Source organism: Brevibacillus agri (assembly GCF_004117055.1).
GTDB lineage: Bacteria > Bacillota > Bacilli > Brevibacillales > Brevibacillaceae > Brevibacillus > Brevibacillus agri.
In genome coordinates this window covers 1783458-1796787 of record NZ_CP026363.1, presented here as the reverse complement: position 1 = coordinate 1796787, position 13330 = coordinate 1783458, and the positions used below count along the sequence as shown (strand labels likewise).

Genomic DNA, 13330 nt, shown 5'->3' with positions numbered 1-13330 from the left:
CACCCATGATAACATCACCATTTGCTGGCTTCAATAAAGACCGCCAGTAGCCCATTTACGCGCTGGTGCGTCGTTGCAAACGTTGTCGGTATCCTGGCCGCTTCTAGTGCAGCGTCGGCCACACGTTTTCGTCATGTTCGTCCAGCACCGCCTCAATCTGGTCACCCTTGAGCACGGCGATGTAGCCGCGCGGCAGCGCCAACGCCTGCAAAAGAGACGGACGGCGTTTTAGCAGTTGGAAAATGTAGTACGATTCCAGCCCGTCGCTGTCCACCTCGCCCTGTACAGGCCCGAGATACCAGCCGGAGTCGCCTGCTTCTGCTTGTTCGGCGCGCTGCAAATAGACGTGCTCCTCTTCTAGCGCCCCTTTTGCCACCACGATCTTGTCCTGGAACAGCGCGGTTTCTCCTGCGAGCTGCAACGTTTGCAGACAGTGGTTTTGCGCCATCTGGACGTAGAGGGACACGGACAAGTCGCGGTTTGTTTCTGTAAACGGATTCGTGTCGTAGTCCGGTGCGACAATTTCCATTTGTCCTTCGTGTCCCTCTCGTTCATTGACAATTAAAATTGTCCAGCCTACTTGAATTTTCGCGCCGTTTCGCAGCGGCCCGCTCTCGTTTTCCACATCCGCAAACAGATCGAGCAAAAAATCGGCCTGCTTTGCCAGAAACTCCCGGCAGGTCACGACGAAGGTTCTGTTGCCGATCTGTTTGGTGCGTTGACAGAGGGGCGACTGCTCTTTGATCGGGGAGTCGCTATGGCTCATCGGTACCATCCTTTCTCATTCGCCCGCTTGGGCCGACAAAATCGTTGCTGGAGCGGAATTGGTTGACTCGTTGGCAATAGGGTACCACGAATGCCCAGGCAGCGCAGCCTTTTCCCCCTGGGACCAAAGCAGAAAAAAAGCTGCCCGGTAGCGTCTGCCTTCCGAAAAAAAGAAGAGGGATGCTCCCTGCTGTCCTGCTTTTTTTAGCACGCACAGCGGAGCCATCCCTCTCAAGACGCATTGTCGCTCTTCATTTCCTGAGGTTGCGGGCATTTATTTTTGCGTGAACGGCGCTGCCAGCAGTTGCGCCAGCTTGCTTGCATTCGGCTCGACCATGCAACTGAAGTGGTTTCCTGCGATCGTCGTCACTTCCAGCTCGCCCAGGCACACATCTTGCCAGAACGCAAGAGTCGTATCATCCGTGCGCGGCAGGAACAAGAACGGCTCGCTCGCCAACAGGAAGCGGATGTCGCCCATGTACGGCAGCGGCGTATAACGGGCGGCCTTGAAGCTTTGGCGGAACACCTGGCACAAGCCTTCCGCCATCTCGATCGGCATCTCTTCCCCGGTTGCCTTGGCTTTCGCGCAGACGTAAGCCGCGAAGCGCTCCCGTTTGCTGACAGCCGCCATGTTGCGGAACAGCTCTCCGACCCGATCCAGCCCCGCGTCTCCGCCGATGGTCACGGCGGCGCCTTGCGGGATGCAGTCCCCATGCTGTTCAACCAGCTTCATGACGCCGCGCGCCAGGTCATTTTCATCGACCTGCCCAAAGCCTGCCTGCGCCAGCGTGATGTTCAGGTTGGGCACAAACAGCGTTTCGACGAGCAGATCGTCATCCACTTCGGTGAAGATCGGCGGAATGTCGATCAGCACGAGATCGACGACCTGAATCCCTCGCTCCATCAGTCGTCTGGCGACCTCGACGGCAATCAGGCCGCCGAGGGAGTAGCCGATCAACTGCATTTCGCTGTGGCCGCCTGCCATCAGGCATTCGGCGTAGTCGTCAGCCACAGTCTCGATCAGCTCGGACGGCTCCAGTGAGCAGTATTTTTCCATATCGGCAATTGCCACCCCTACGATGCTGCCCGTTTTTTGCGCTTGGAGGTGCAAAAGCAGAGGCCGGAAAATGTCCATCGTGCCCAAAACGGCGTGGAACACGACGCGGAGCGGCCCTTCCTGCGCGCTGCCGTACGGAATCAGTACGGCATTGCTGGAGCCGTCCTGCTTGCCGGGCCACACAGCTACGCTCTCGCGCTCCGTAACTTGTCTGCGCGAGCGGATGAACTCGGCCAGATCGGCGACGGTCGGGTAGTTCAGCATTTGCCGCAGCAGGGCGTCGAACGGAATCGCTTCGTGCTCCGGGTCCTCCGCCAGCTTGTCGCGCAGCTTTCCTGCCACCTGCGCCATGATGAGCGAGTCGGCGCCATGTTCGTAAAAGCTTTGCGACTTGCCGATGCCAGCCAGGCCGAGCGCTTCCGCCCACAGCCGGGCAAGCTCTGTTTCCAGCGCGTCCAGTCCTTCCTCGACGAAAGCCGCCGCCACCTGTGTCCCGTTGGCAGCAGGACGCCATTTTGCCAAGGTGCGCCGGTCTACCTTGCCGTTTCCGGTCAACGGCAGCGCATCGACTACTTGCAAGTGCTGAGGCAGCATGTAGGCAGGCACCTGTCCGGCCAAAAACGCTTCCAGCTCCGTCGCCTCCACTGCCAGGCGCTCCTGCTTCATCCGTTTGGCAAACAGGTGGAACCCGAGCGCGGTCAGCTTGTCGTCCTCTTGCGGCAGCAGCAGCAGCGGCTCGTTTTCCTCTTCCTGAAGCTGGCGCAGCCAGTCGTGGCGATCGAGGTAGGACGTCTCCAGGCGCAGCTCGTCTCCCGGCTCCATCATCATGAACGCCTGCGAGGCCAAAATCCACAAATGCTCGATAGTCGGCTCGGTGAAGACGAACCAGCCGCCCGGGCGAATCAGCTCCCGCAGCCTGCGCATGCTCGCCGGGATGTCGCGGGCATTTTCCAGTACCCCGGCTGCCAGCACGACGTCGAAGCTGTTCGGCGCAAAGCCTTGGGCGCGGTAGTCCTGGTCGACGTCAAAGACGCCGAAGCTTACGTGCGGATACTGGGCAAAGCGCTGTTTGGCGCCCGGAATGAAAAACGTGGCCACATCGGTAAAGACGTATTCGATCGGGTAGCCTTCGAGCGCCTTGAGGACATGTCCTGTCGTCGCTCCGGTTCCGGCTCCGACCTCCAAAATCCGCAGCGGATTGCTCCCTTGCTTTTCGGCGATGCGCTGTAAAAGCAGGCACATGCATTTGTTCAGGTAGTTCGCCATGATGTGCTCGATATACAGCGTATGGACGTGGTCGAATTTGCCCTCCGGGAACAGGAGCGCTACCGGGTCCTCCTGGCCGCCGAGCAGCTCCGGCAGCTTCTCGGCGTTTTTGCGGACGTAGGCGGTAAATCCTGCCGTCCCCAGCATGTTCGTCCAGATCGCCTCTGCCTCTGTCCAGTTCTCGCGGACAAGCTCGTCATCTACGGCAAGCTCGCTGCGGTACTGCCCTTTCGCCTGCTCGGTCAGCATGCCCGCTTCGGCGAGCTTCGCCACCCAGCGCCGCGCCAGCCAGTGGTATTTCGGCAGGATGCTCCCCGCTTGCAGCACTTCTTCCAGCGATTGCGCCTGGCCTTTTGCAAAAAATCCGAGCGTTTGCAGCGCGCGCAGCATCGAATGGAGCACGGCCCGATCCAGGCTGGCCATCGCTTCTTCGATTTGCCGGGCGCTGATGTGCGCCGCGATCTCCCCTGCCGCCTCGCCGATACCGCTCGTCAGTTGCGCAAATTCGGCCGCTTCGGCTGTGCGGTCACGGTCCTTTTTGCGGGCCGTCTCCACGATTCCGAGCAAAGCCGGCTCGTCGCTCGCCTCATCCAGCACGACGCCTGCTGCGGCTACTGCCGGATGCTTGAGTAGCGCTGATTCGATTTCCCCCAGCTCGATGCGGTGGCCGCGAATTTTGACCTGGTTGTCTTCGCGGCCCAAAAACTCGATTTCGCCGCCCGGCGTATAGCGGCCCAAATCTCCTGTGCGATAGAGCCGCTGTCCATCTGCCGGATGCAGGAAAAAGCGCTCTGCCGACAGCTTCTCGTCGCCCACGTACCCTTGGGCCAGGCCGTGTCCGGTAATGTACAGCTCGCCCGTTACCCACACGGGGCAATCGCGCAGTTGCGAGTCGAGCACCCGGAAGCCCTGGTTGGCGAGAGGACGTCCGTACGGGATGCTGCGCCAGTTTGGCAAAAGTCCTTTGTACAGATGGTAAATAGACCAGATCGCCGCTTCCGTGGCACCGCCCATGCTGACCGTCTGGGCAAACGGCAGACGTTTTGCCATCTGATCGGGCAGCGTCAGCGGAATCCAGTCGCCGGAGAGCAGCGCCAGACGCAAGCTGGACAGGCACACTTCCGGGATGCCGTCCAAATAGGTGACGAGCATCTCCTCGATCCGGTCGTGGCCGATGTACTGCGCAAGCGTCGTATCCAGGTGCGAGTAGGCTCCGGCTACAAACAGGTTGCCGAGCAGCAAGTTGAGGAACACTTTGTCGGTGAAGACGATCCGCGCCATTTCGCGCATCGTTACAGAGGTCGAACGCTCGCGCAGCTCTTGCTTGAACAGGAGCATGAACACGACCAGGACGGCCGCGTACACCGCTTCCCCATTCCTGTTTTTGGTCTGTCGTGTTATCTTCAGTATATTGATCCGACAGAGGGTAAAAAGGGTAAGCTTTGCGTGAGTTCTGTCACCTTTTTGCACAGGAAGGGGGGCTTTGTACGTTACCGTTCTTTATTTTTTAAAGCTGCGCCAGTTTTTTCAACAAGAAGCAACGGCAAAGCCGTTCCCCGTCACGATTGAAAAGCTGAGCGGGCTTTGGCACTGCACGCCTCGCAACGCCAAGCTGATCGTGCGCAAGCTGGCTGAATTAAACTGGATCGAGTGGCAGTCCGGCCGCGGCCGTGGCCATGCCTCCGTCCTGACGTTTGTCGCCGATGCCGATGCGATTTTGCTGCAGGAAGGGAAGCAGCGCATGGAGCAAGGCGACGTCAAGGAAGCGATGGAACTATTGAACCGCTTCGGCAAGCCTGCCGTCAAAGAACAGTTCATGGAATGGCTGTCAGCAGGACTCGGGTATTGCACGTTGAACGAGGCGAACCGCTATCAGGACGTGTTGCGCTTCCCCGTCTACCGCACGATTGTCACGCTGGACCCCGGAAAGCTGTATTACCACTTCGACGCGCATTTGGTCGGACAGTTGTTCAATACGCTCGTTCAGTACGACGCGGACAGCCGTGCGATTCATCCGAGCACTCGCCCATTCCTGGGAGCACAGCGCCGACCACCGGGAATGGACGTTTCACTTGAAGAAAAACATCCTTTTTCATCACGGCCGGGAGCTGTCCGCGCGCGATGTCGTGTTTTCCCTGGAACGGCTGCGCGCAAACCCGGACTTGTACGAAGCGAGCTGGATGTTCCGGGGAATCGAACAGATCGGGGCGGTCGATGCCAGAACGGTGCGGATCGTGCTGCAGGAGCCGAATTACTTGTTTTTGCGCCTGCTTGCGGCCCCTCCTGCCAGCATCGTTCCAGAGGAGATCGTCCAGGAGGCGGCGGAGACGTTTGGGAAAAATCCGGTTGGCACCGGCCCGTTCCAACTGGTCCGCCTCGACGAAGGGATTTGTATTTTGGAGGCGTTCCCGGCTCATTTTCAGGGCAGACCGCAGCTCGACCGCGTGGAAATTCTGCTGTTCCCCGACCTGGAAACAGGCAGCCTGCGGGAGCCGGACTGGACCGCTGTCATGATGTCGCACGAAGCGGCGGCGAAGGCGGAGGCATTGCGGGAGGCAGCCGTTCGCGCCAGCAGCGACTGGTGTGATCTGGAGACGCTGTTTTCCTGCTGCAACCTGCTCATCTTCAACCAGCGGCTGACAGGCCCGCAAAACCACCCGAAGTTTCGCCAGGCGCTCGATCTGTTGATTGATCGCGAGCTGATAGTGGCGGAATTGGGCGGAGATCGCATCTATCCGGCCAAAGGCTTTCGCCCGTACTCCCCCGCTCTGGCGACTTTGGCTGCGGACAGCGCTCCCCGTCAAAATCGCGCGGACATTGCCGCATTGCTGGCAGAAAGCGGTTATCAGGGAGAGACTTTGCGGCTCGTGACGACATCCTACCATGAGCCGGACGCCCGCTGGATTCAGGCGCGCTGCCAGTCCTGCGGCATCCCGGTCGAAGTCGCCATCCGCGAACCGTTCGATTTGCGGACCACGGGACTCTGCCCGCGCATGACTGTCTGCTTTTCGGAAATGCTTTAAGCCAGGATGAAATCAGTGAACTAGAAATGTACATGCAAAAAAACTACTTCCTGCCCGCCTTCGATGCCGCCCTGGCCGAGACGATCGACAAAGAGCTGTCTGCCCTCTTCCGGGAGGCTGACGAGTCTGTGCGGCGGCAACAGCCCGCACGAGTGGAAGCGCTCATCAAGGAACACCATGCCGTGCTGTATCTCGTGCAGAAAAAAACGCAAACCTCCTATCACAAATCGGTTCGCGGCGTCTCCATCCATCCGTCCGGCTGGCTCGACTTTCAAAAAATCTGGTTTGGCCCCAATGCCTTGCAGCCAACAAAAGCGTAAGCGTCGTCCCCCAAGCAAAAAGCAGTCCGAGCTGTGAAGCTGACAGCTCGAACTGCTTTTTTTCACCCTTGCCTTTTCAATTGGAGCGCGCGTACACGTTCTTTCCGGCAACGAATGTCATCACCACGTCAAAATTTTCATCCAGCACCGCAATGTCCGCATCGTAGCCGGCTGCCAGGCGGCCTTTTCGCTCGCCGTAGCCGAGAATCGAGGCAGGCGTATGGGAGGCCATCTCTACCGCTTCCGGCAGCGGCACGCCGCTGAGCGTCACCATGTTGCCGACTGCCCTGTTCAACGTCAGGATGCTTCCAGCGAGCGTCCCGTCGGCCAGCTTGGCCTGATTTTCACGGACGCGCACCTCTTGCCCACCGAGATCGTACGTTCCTTCGCCCAGCGCCGCCGCCCGCATGGAGTCGCTGACCAGCGCGAGCCGCTCTGCCGTTTTCACCCGGTACAAAATGCGCATCACCGCCGGATGAACGTGAATGCCGTCTGCAATCAGCTCGGTGCTCAGATGCTCGTGATACATCGCCGCTCCGACGACGCCCGGCTCCCGGTGATGCAGTCCGGTCATGGCGTTGAAGCAGTGCGTGAAATGGCGCACGCCTGCGTCGACCGCTTCAGCCGCCTGGGCAAACGTCGCTCCGGTATGCCCTGCCGAGACGATCACGCCCTGTTCCTTCAGCCAGGCAATCGCTTCGAGCGCCTCCGGCTGCTCCGGCGCGATCGTCACGACCTTCATCAGACCTTGCGCCAGTTCGTACAGCCGCTGTACGGCTTCCAGCTTGGGCAGCGCGATGTTTTCTTCCTTTTGTGCCCCTTTGTAGCGCGGGTTGATCCACGGCCCTTCCAGATGAATGCCGATCACCTGCGCCCCCAAAAGCCCCTGCCTGCTGACCTGCGCGATGTTTTCCAGCACAGGCTCCAGTTCCTCGTAAGGCGCTGTCATCGTCGTCGCCAAAAACGAGGTCACGCCATACCGCGCCAGCGCCGTGGAAATCGCCTGCAAAGATTCAGGCGTGCCGTCCATCGTATCGTGTCCGTCAATGCCGTGCATGTGCATATCTACGAAGCCAGGGCAAATCCAGCCTGTCCCTGTTGCCACCACCTCTGTCGGCAACGGCTTGGCGTAGCCCGCTGCGTCCCCGGCATACACAATCGTTCCGTCCGCCACTACGACCAAGCCGTCTGCGATTGCTTGCCCCTCTGCGATGATTTTCCCTTTGAGAGCGTACTCCTGTTTCATGTTGCTTTCCTCCGTCACGGCACTGCCGTAGTCTGTTGATCGGGCTGCTCTACACGAGGCTGCCGCATACCCGCTTCGTTTCCTCCACCAACTGCAAGACGAGCTCGCCCGCTCCCAGCTCTCTACCAAGTGGCGCTGCCTGCCCGGCCCACATCGACATGTACGCTGTTTGCTGCTGTTTGCCGGAAGCGGCGCGAATGTCCTTGGTCAGCGCATTTTGCACCGGATAGGTCGGCAGTTCGTGCTCCAGCGGCGCCATTTTTCGCATGAAGTCGTTCTGGATGCCTCTCGCCCATTTTCCGGAAAAGGCACGCGTCAACACGAGGCTCTCGTCGCTCGTCTCCCGGATGGCTTGCTTGTGCAAAGGATGCGCTCCGCTTTCCGCACACGTCAAAAACGCCGTTCCGAGCTGTGCCGCCTGCGCTCCCAGCGCGAAAGCGGCGGCGATGCCCCGTCCGTCCATGATCCCGCCTGCCGCGATGACAGGAATTTTCACCCGATCCACAATCTGCGGCACCAATGCCATCGTGCCGATCAGATTGTTGGGAGCGTCCGGCAAAAACGAGCCGCGATGCCCGCCCGCTTCACTGCCCTGCGCTGCAATCATGTCCACTCCGCAAGCTTCGAGAGCTACTGCCTCGCGCACCGTCGTAGCCGTCCCGATGACCGTCACCCCTTTTTGCTTCAACGCCTGGAGCGAGCGCGCATCGAGCATGCCAAACGTAAAGCTGAAGACCGCAGGCACTTCTTCCAGCACGACGGCCAACTGCTCGGCAAAATTTTCGGCGAAGCTCGTGACCTCAGGATTTTCCGGGATGTCCAGCTCGCGCCGCACCTCGTTGAGCGCCGCAGCCACATTCGCCGCGATCGGCTGCTCCTGGTCGAAGTCTTCCGGGATGAACAGATTGACACCAAAAGGCTTGTCTGTCCGCTCGCGAATGGCGTGTATCGCTTCGCGGATTTGCTGCGGACTCATGTAGGCCGCTCCGAGCGTGCCCAGTCCGCCTGCTTCCGAGACGGCTGCGACCAGTGCCGGCGTAGTTGCTCCCCCCGCCATCGGCGCCTGGATGATCGGCCATTTGATTTGCAGACGTGACGTAACCGGATTTCCTTTCCACATGCTTCATCCACTCCCTTTGTCTGTTGCTTTTTTACTTGCGAGACCAGCCCTCGCTTTGCAGCCGTTCGAGAAAATGCGCCAGCACACGGGCAGTCAGTCCCCAGATGACTCGTCCGTCCAGCTCGTAAAACAGATGCTCGACCGTGCCTGTGCGCCACGGATACCGTTTGCCGCCGGGAATCAGATGGTAAGGAAAGTCTTCCTCCGGCTCGGTGACAAGCGCTGAGGTGTACGTGGAAGGCTCGGCGGCAGCCAGCCGCTCAAGCGCGATGACGAACACCTCGCCGACCTCGTCGGGATTCGGCTTCATGTCCGCGATCCCCTCCACGTAGCCTACAAACGGGTAAATAGCGGCATGTCCCGGCCCGATCAGCCGATCCAGCTCGCCGACGTAGTGAATCTTCTCTAACGGCACGCCCAGCTCCTCGCTCGTCTCCCGGCGCGCCGTCGCCCACCTCGACGCGTCGCCTTCCTCTGCGCGGCCGCCGGGAAAACAAATTTCGTTCGCCTGTCTGCGCATCGTGCTGGCCCGCTTTTCAAACAAGACCCCGAGCTTGCCGTCGTCCATTTTCACCAACGGGAGCAAAATGCCAAACACCCCTGCTTGCTGTGCGCCCATGATCCCCGGCTCGCGCTGCTTGAGCACGTCGGAAATTGCCTGGACGGCCGCTTCCTTCGCCAACAGATCAGCAGCTTGCGCATACTCCGCCACTTCAATGAGGTTTTGATCCGGGTCGCGCACGTAGACAGAGCGAATCGGTCCGGTAGCCCCCGTCCGCTGTACAGGCCCCGCCTCGATCTCGACTCCACATGCGGTTATTTTCTCGATGACTTGTTCCAGTGGCACTGCTGCGATCAGGCATATGTCGGCAGAGCCAGGTTGCGGGTGCCGCGCTTTCGGCTCAAATTCGCGTCCTGCCAGATGAAGGTTGATTTTTTGCTGTCCAAAGTGCAATGCCCGCCTGCCATTGTCAAAAGTTACAACCTGCATACCAAGCACGCGCTCGTAAAACTGGCAGGTTGCTTCCAGATCACGGACAGTCAAAACCAGATGGTCCAGTCGGTCGATCACGCTCATCACTCCTTCCTGTCCTGTCCCGTCCCTGAACGATTGCTGGCTCCCCTCTTCTTGCCGTTAGCCAAGCTGTCTGAAAACCCTTTCTGCTACCACCATTATACAACCAAACTGCGCATTACCAACCGCGAAAGGAGAGACTGGCGGTTTCTTTTGCACAGAACAGCCCGGCGTAACTGGCCGAAACGCTTGTCCTACCAGGCGGGGCCGACCGACTGGACACAGCGCAGTCGCCCATCAAAAAAGCGAGCGCACCTCCCGAAACCACTGGTTCGAAAGATACGCTCGCCACTTTTTTGGCCTTATTCGTTTTCGCTCGTTTTCGCTGGAGAGCGAAGCTTCCGCGCCCAGGTGTACGCAGTTGCCCGCTTACGAGCCGAACTGCGCCTGGTGCAGCCTGCTGTACACGCCTTTCGTCTGCAAAAGCTCGTCGTGATGCCCTTGCTCGACAATTCCCTGGTCGGCGACGACAATGATCCGGTCTGCGTTTTTGATCGTCGCCAGGCGGTGAGCGATCACGAGCGTTGTACGCCCTTGGGAAAGCTCCGCCAAAGCCTGCTGAATCGCCGCTTCCGTCTCGGTGTCGAGAGCGGAGGTCGCTTCATCGAGAATGAGTATCGGAGGCTTTTTCAAAAACATCCGCGCGATGGACAGACGCTGCTTTTGACCGCCGGACAGCTTGACTCCCCGCTCCCCGATCAGCGTGTCCAGCCCGTCCGGCATGGAACGGATCATCTCTTCCAACTGCGCTCGTCTGGCCACCTCCCACAGTTCCTCATATCTCTCCCCCCGCAGTGACAGACTCTCTCTTTTCTCTACGCCTTCGAACGGGCAAGCAAGTACAAGAAGTACGGAGCCCCGATGACAGCGACCACGATCCCGGTCGGAATCTCGGACGGCTGCAAAATCCAGCGTCCGATCGTGTCGGCGACGATGACCAGAAGCGCCCCTGTCAACGCAGAAGTAGGCAGCAGCATCTCGTGCTTCGGCCCGACAAGCCTGCGGGCGAGGTGCGGGCCAATCAGGCCGACGAAGCCGATACCGCCGCTGACCGCTACGCACGATGCGGCAAGTCCGACCGAAGCGGCCAACAGCTTGAGCTGCTCTCTCGCCACCGGAGCGCCAAGGCCGATCGACAGCTCCTCTCCCAGATTGAGGACGTTCATCACCCGCGCCTTGTAAAAGACGAAAGGCAGCAGGACGACGATCCACGGCAAGAGCGACAGGACGAACTTCCAGTTGGTCCCCCAGATGCTTCCGGCAAGCCAGGTGGCTACGAACTGGTATTTGTCCGGGCTCAGCTTGAGCGTCAGCACGATCATCGCCGCGCTCATGCCCGCAGCGACCGCGATCCCGGTCAGCAAGATGCGAATCGGCGACAAGCCTTTGTGCCGCTGATAGGAAAGAACGAAAATCAGTGCCGCCGTCAGGCTCGCGCCCACCAAAGCCAATACCGGCAGCAAAAATACAGGCGCGGCAGCCGTCGACGGATAGAACGAAATGAACAGCATGACCATCAAGCCCGCGCCGGAGTTGATCCCCAAAATCCCCGGGTCGGCCAAAGCGTTGCGGGAAATCCCTTGAATGATGCAGCCGGAAACCGCCAGACCAGCGCCGATCAAAATCGAAATGACGATGCGCGGCAAACGGAAATCAAACAAAATCAGGTTTTGCTTCTCTGTCCCCGCCCCGAACAAGGTCATGAGCAGATCCATAGGCGACAGACGGATGTATCCCGTGTTCATGCTGATGATGAAAGCGATCAGGATGAGCACGGACAAAATGGTCATGACGAGGATGCCCCTGCTGCGCTTGCGGGCATCGAAATGAGCCGTAGCTGGTTGCATATCTACATCTCCCTTCTTTCTTTACGTGCGAGGTAAAGGAAGAACGGAACGCCAATCAGCGCAATAAGTGCTCCCAGAGGTGTTTCGTACGGCGGATTCACCATTCGCGCGGCCAGGTCGGCAAAGACGACGAGCAAGGCGCCCAAAACGGCCGAGCATGGAATAATCCAGCGATAGTCGACCCCGACGAGATAGCGGGTCAAGTGAGGAATAATCAGGCCGACAAAGCCAACCGCGCCTACAACCGCAACGGCCGAGCCTGCCAAAATCAAAACGATGACGGTACCCGCCAGCTTGACAAGCGCCGTTCGCTGCCCCAGCCCTTTGGCGATCTCCTCGCCGAGACTGAGCATCGTAATCGAACGGGACAAAACAATCGCCCCCAGGATGGCAGCCGCAATCCAGGGGAACATCACTTTCAACTGGAACCATTTCGTTCCGGCTACCCCGCCTGCGTACCAGAAAGCCAGGTCTTGGCCGATTTTAAAGTACAGCGCAATCCCTTCGCTGAGCGCGGACAAAAGCGCGCTGAGCGCCGCCCCGGCAAGCACGAGCCGCACAGGGGTCAGCCCGCCTTTGGCCATCGAGCCGATCCCGTAAACCAATCCTGCGCCGACGCCTGCGCCCAAAAAGCCGTACAAAATCAAGTACATGAACGGCAATCCCGGAAAAAACGCGAAGCAGAGCGCAATCACGAAGCCCGCCCCGGCATTTAGCCCGAGCAAGCCGGAGTCTGCCAGCGGGTTGCGCGTCATCCCTTGCATGATCGCGCCAGCAACAGCGAAGCTGGCTCCGACCATCGCGCCCCCGAGTAAGCGGGGAAGACGTATCTCCTGAATAATCTGGTGCTGAGTAATATCTGGATTAAAATGAAAAATGGCATCCCAAACGACAGAAAACCGGATGTCTGCTGCCCCGAATGATACGGACAGAAACATGCCGAATATCAATGCAAAGACCCCGCCCGTCAGGATCAGCGTTGCTGCCCACGGACGCGAACGAAACTGTTCCGCTTTCGATTGGGCTCCTTGTTTCAGAGATTGTACCTGTTGACCCATGCTAGCCACCTTTTCCATTCATTATGTAAATGCACTGAACGACGCTTTCTCCTTCCCTTCCGGCAAAAATCTGAAATTGATTCTTATTATCATAGTAGGATTTTAGGCGATTGACGAAAAAGGTGTCAATGGACAAAAGAGAGGTCTTTTTTGTACGATTGAAACATTTCCCAACTCTCTAGGCCAACACGCTGAGAATCTCGTCAATTTTTTTCCCGTTGGCAATGATTCCGTGATTCATCCAGGTGATGAAATCGACCTCGTACGCACAGTTGTTGCGTACGGCTCGCAGAGACTGCCAGACAGGTTGGTCGATCAGCCGCTTTTCCGCGCCTTCGTCCGCTTCGTGCCACTTGTCGAACGAGTAAAAAATGTGGTCGGCGTCAAGCGAGGCGAGCCACTCCCGCGACACCCCTGCCCTTGCTTCGGCGATTGAAAGCGCTTTGACCAGCGGGTGCGGCTGCATGCGCAAATCCTCAAACATCACGGGAGCCGTGTACGTCTTCTCCACGATGATCTTGTCTGGCAAAATGCGCAAAAACGCCACCGTCTG

General features: G+C 58.9%; 11 protein-coding genes and 2 pseudogenes. 3 read left to right on the top strand and 10 right to left on the bottom strand.

From position 1 onward, the window contains the following. Positions 1-103: 103 nt before the first annotated feature. Both BA6348_RS08980 and BA6348_RS27670 read right to left on the bottom strand, forming a co-directional pair. Positions 104-766, bottom strand: coding sequence for an immunity protein Imm33 domain-containing protein (locus tag BA6348_RS08980; RefSeq protein ID WP_122953343.1), 663 nt, complete (start codon positions 764-766; stop codon positions 104-106). Positions 767-1039: 273 nt separating this feature from the next. Beyond that, positions 1040-4453, bottom strand: a complete 3414-nt coding sequence (locus BA6348_RS27670) for a non-ribosomal peptide synthetase (protein WP_277986654.1) — start codon at positions 4451-4453, stop codon at positions 1040-1042. 118 nt (positions 4454-4571) lie between these two features. Here BA6348_RS27670 and BA6348_RS27825 point away from each other — a divergent pair. After that, a pseudogene (locus BA6348_RS27825) lies at positions 4572-4835 on the top strand (SgrR family transcriptional regulator); the annotation flags it as partial. Positions 4836-4916: 81 nt separating this feature from the next. On the opposite strand, the gene BA6348_RS27820 reads toward BA6348_RS27825, so the two are convergent. Further along, positions 4917-5102: a hypothetical protein gene (locus BA6348_RS27820; RefSeq protein ID WP_307723513.1), complete on the bottom strand. Its 186-nt coding sequence runs from the start codon at positions 5100-5102 to the stop codon at positions 4917-4919. On the opposite strand from BA6348_RS27820, the gene BA6348_RS27815 reads away from it, so the two are divergent. Beyond that, the gene (locus BA6348_RS27815) at positions 5092-6111 is read left to right on the top strand and encodes an ABC transporter substrate-binding protein (protein WP_307723514.1); all 1020 of its coding nucleotides are present in this window, start codon (positions 5092-5094) and stop codon (positions 6109-6111) included. The genes BA6348_RS27820 and BA6348_RS27815 overlap by 11 nt on opposite strands. Before the next feature lie 26 nt (positions 6112-6137). Next, positions 6138-6431, top strand: coding sequence for a hypothetical protein (locus BA6348_RS27810; RefSeq protein ID WP_307723515.1), 294 nt, complete (start codon positions 6138-6140; stop codon positions 6429-6431). A gap of 76 nt (positions 6432-6507) precedes the next feature. Here BA6348_RS27810 and nagA read toward each other — a convergent pair whose 3' ends face one another. From nagA to BA6348_RS08935, 7 genes and pseudogenes are all read right to left on the bottom strand, one after another. Then, entirely contained in the window at positions 6508-7677 is a 1170-nt protein-coding gene (nagA, locus tag BA6348_RS08965) for an N-acetylglucosamine-6-phosphate deacetylase (RefSeq protein WP_122953345.1), read from the bottom strand. Positions 7678-7726: 49 nt separating this feature from the next. Next, the gene (locus tag BA6348_RS08960; protein ID WP_005831521.1) at positions 7727-8797 is read right to left on the bottom strand and encodes an NAD(P)H-dependent flavin oxidoreductase; all 1071 of its coding nucleotides are present in this window, start codon (positions 8795-8797) and stop codon (positions 7727-7729) included. Positions 8798-8828: 31 nt separating this feature from the next. Next, positions 8829-9869: a VOC family protein gene (locus BA6348_RS08955; RefSeq protein ID WP_025844532.1), complete on the bottom strand. Its 1041-nt coding sequence runs from the start codon at positions 9867-9869 to the stop codon at positions 8829-8831. A 372-nt stretch (positions 9870-10241) separates the two neighbouring features. Continuing rightward, positions 10242-10649: pseudogene (locus BA6348_RS08950) on the bottom strand (ATP-binding cassette domain-containing protein); the annotation flags it as partial. Between the two features lie 38 nt (positions 10650-10687). Continuing rightward, entirely contained in the window at positions 10688-11719 is a 1032-nt protein-coding gene (locus BA6348_RS08945; RefSeq protein WP_005831516.1) for a FecCD family ABC transporter permease, read from the bottom strand. Between the two features lie 2 nt (positions 11720-11721). Beyond that, positions 11722-12777: a FecCD family ABC transporter permease gene (locus tag BA6348_RS08940; RefSeq protein ID WP_007785882.1), complete on the bottom strand. Its 1056-nt coding sequence runs from the start codon at positions 12775-12777 to the stop codon at positions 11722-11724. Positions 12778-12955: 178 nt separating this feature from the next. Further along, positions 12956-13324 carry an ABC transporter substrate-binding protein gene (locus BA6348_RS08935; RefSeq protein WP_007785880.1) on the bottom strand — a complete coding sequence of 123 codons (369 nt, stop codon included), beginning with the start codon at positions 13322-13324 and terminating at the stop codon, positions 12956-12958. Between the last annotated feature and the right edge of the window lie 6 nt (positions 13325-13330).

Excerpts from the sequence above, each read along its gene's own strand:
- BA6348_RS08980 (WP_122953343.1), bottom strand. The coding sequence starts at position 766 with ATGAGCCATAGCGACTCCCCGATCAAAGAGCAGTCGCCCCTCTGTCAA.
- BA6348_RS27820 (WP_307723513.1), bottom strand. The coding sequence starts at position 5,102 with ATGAATCGCACGGCTGTCCGCGTCGTACTGAACGAGCGTATTGAACAA.
- BA6348_RS27810 (WP_307723515.1), top strand. The coding sequence starts at position 6,138 with ATGTACATGCAAAAAAACTACTTCCTGCCCGCCTTCGATGCCGCCCTG.
- nagA (WP_122953345.1), bottom strand. The coding sequence starts at position 7,677 with ATGAAACAGGAGTACGCTCTCAAAGGGAAAATCATCGCAGAGGGGCAA.
- BA6348_RS08960 (WP_005831521.1), bottom strand. The coding sequence starts at position 8,797 with ATGTGGAAAGGAAATCCGGTTACGTCACGTCTGCAAATCAAATGGCCG.
- BA6348_RS08945 (WP_005831516.1), bottom strand. The coding sequence starts at position 11,719 with ATGCAACCAGCTACGGCTCATTTCGATGCCCGCAAGCGCAGCAGGGGC.
- BA6348_RS08940 (WP_007785882.1), bottom strand. The coding sequence starts at position 12,777 with ATGGGTCAACAGGTACAATCTCTGAAACAAGGAGCCCAATCGAAAGCG.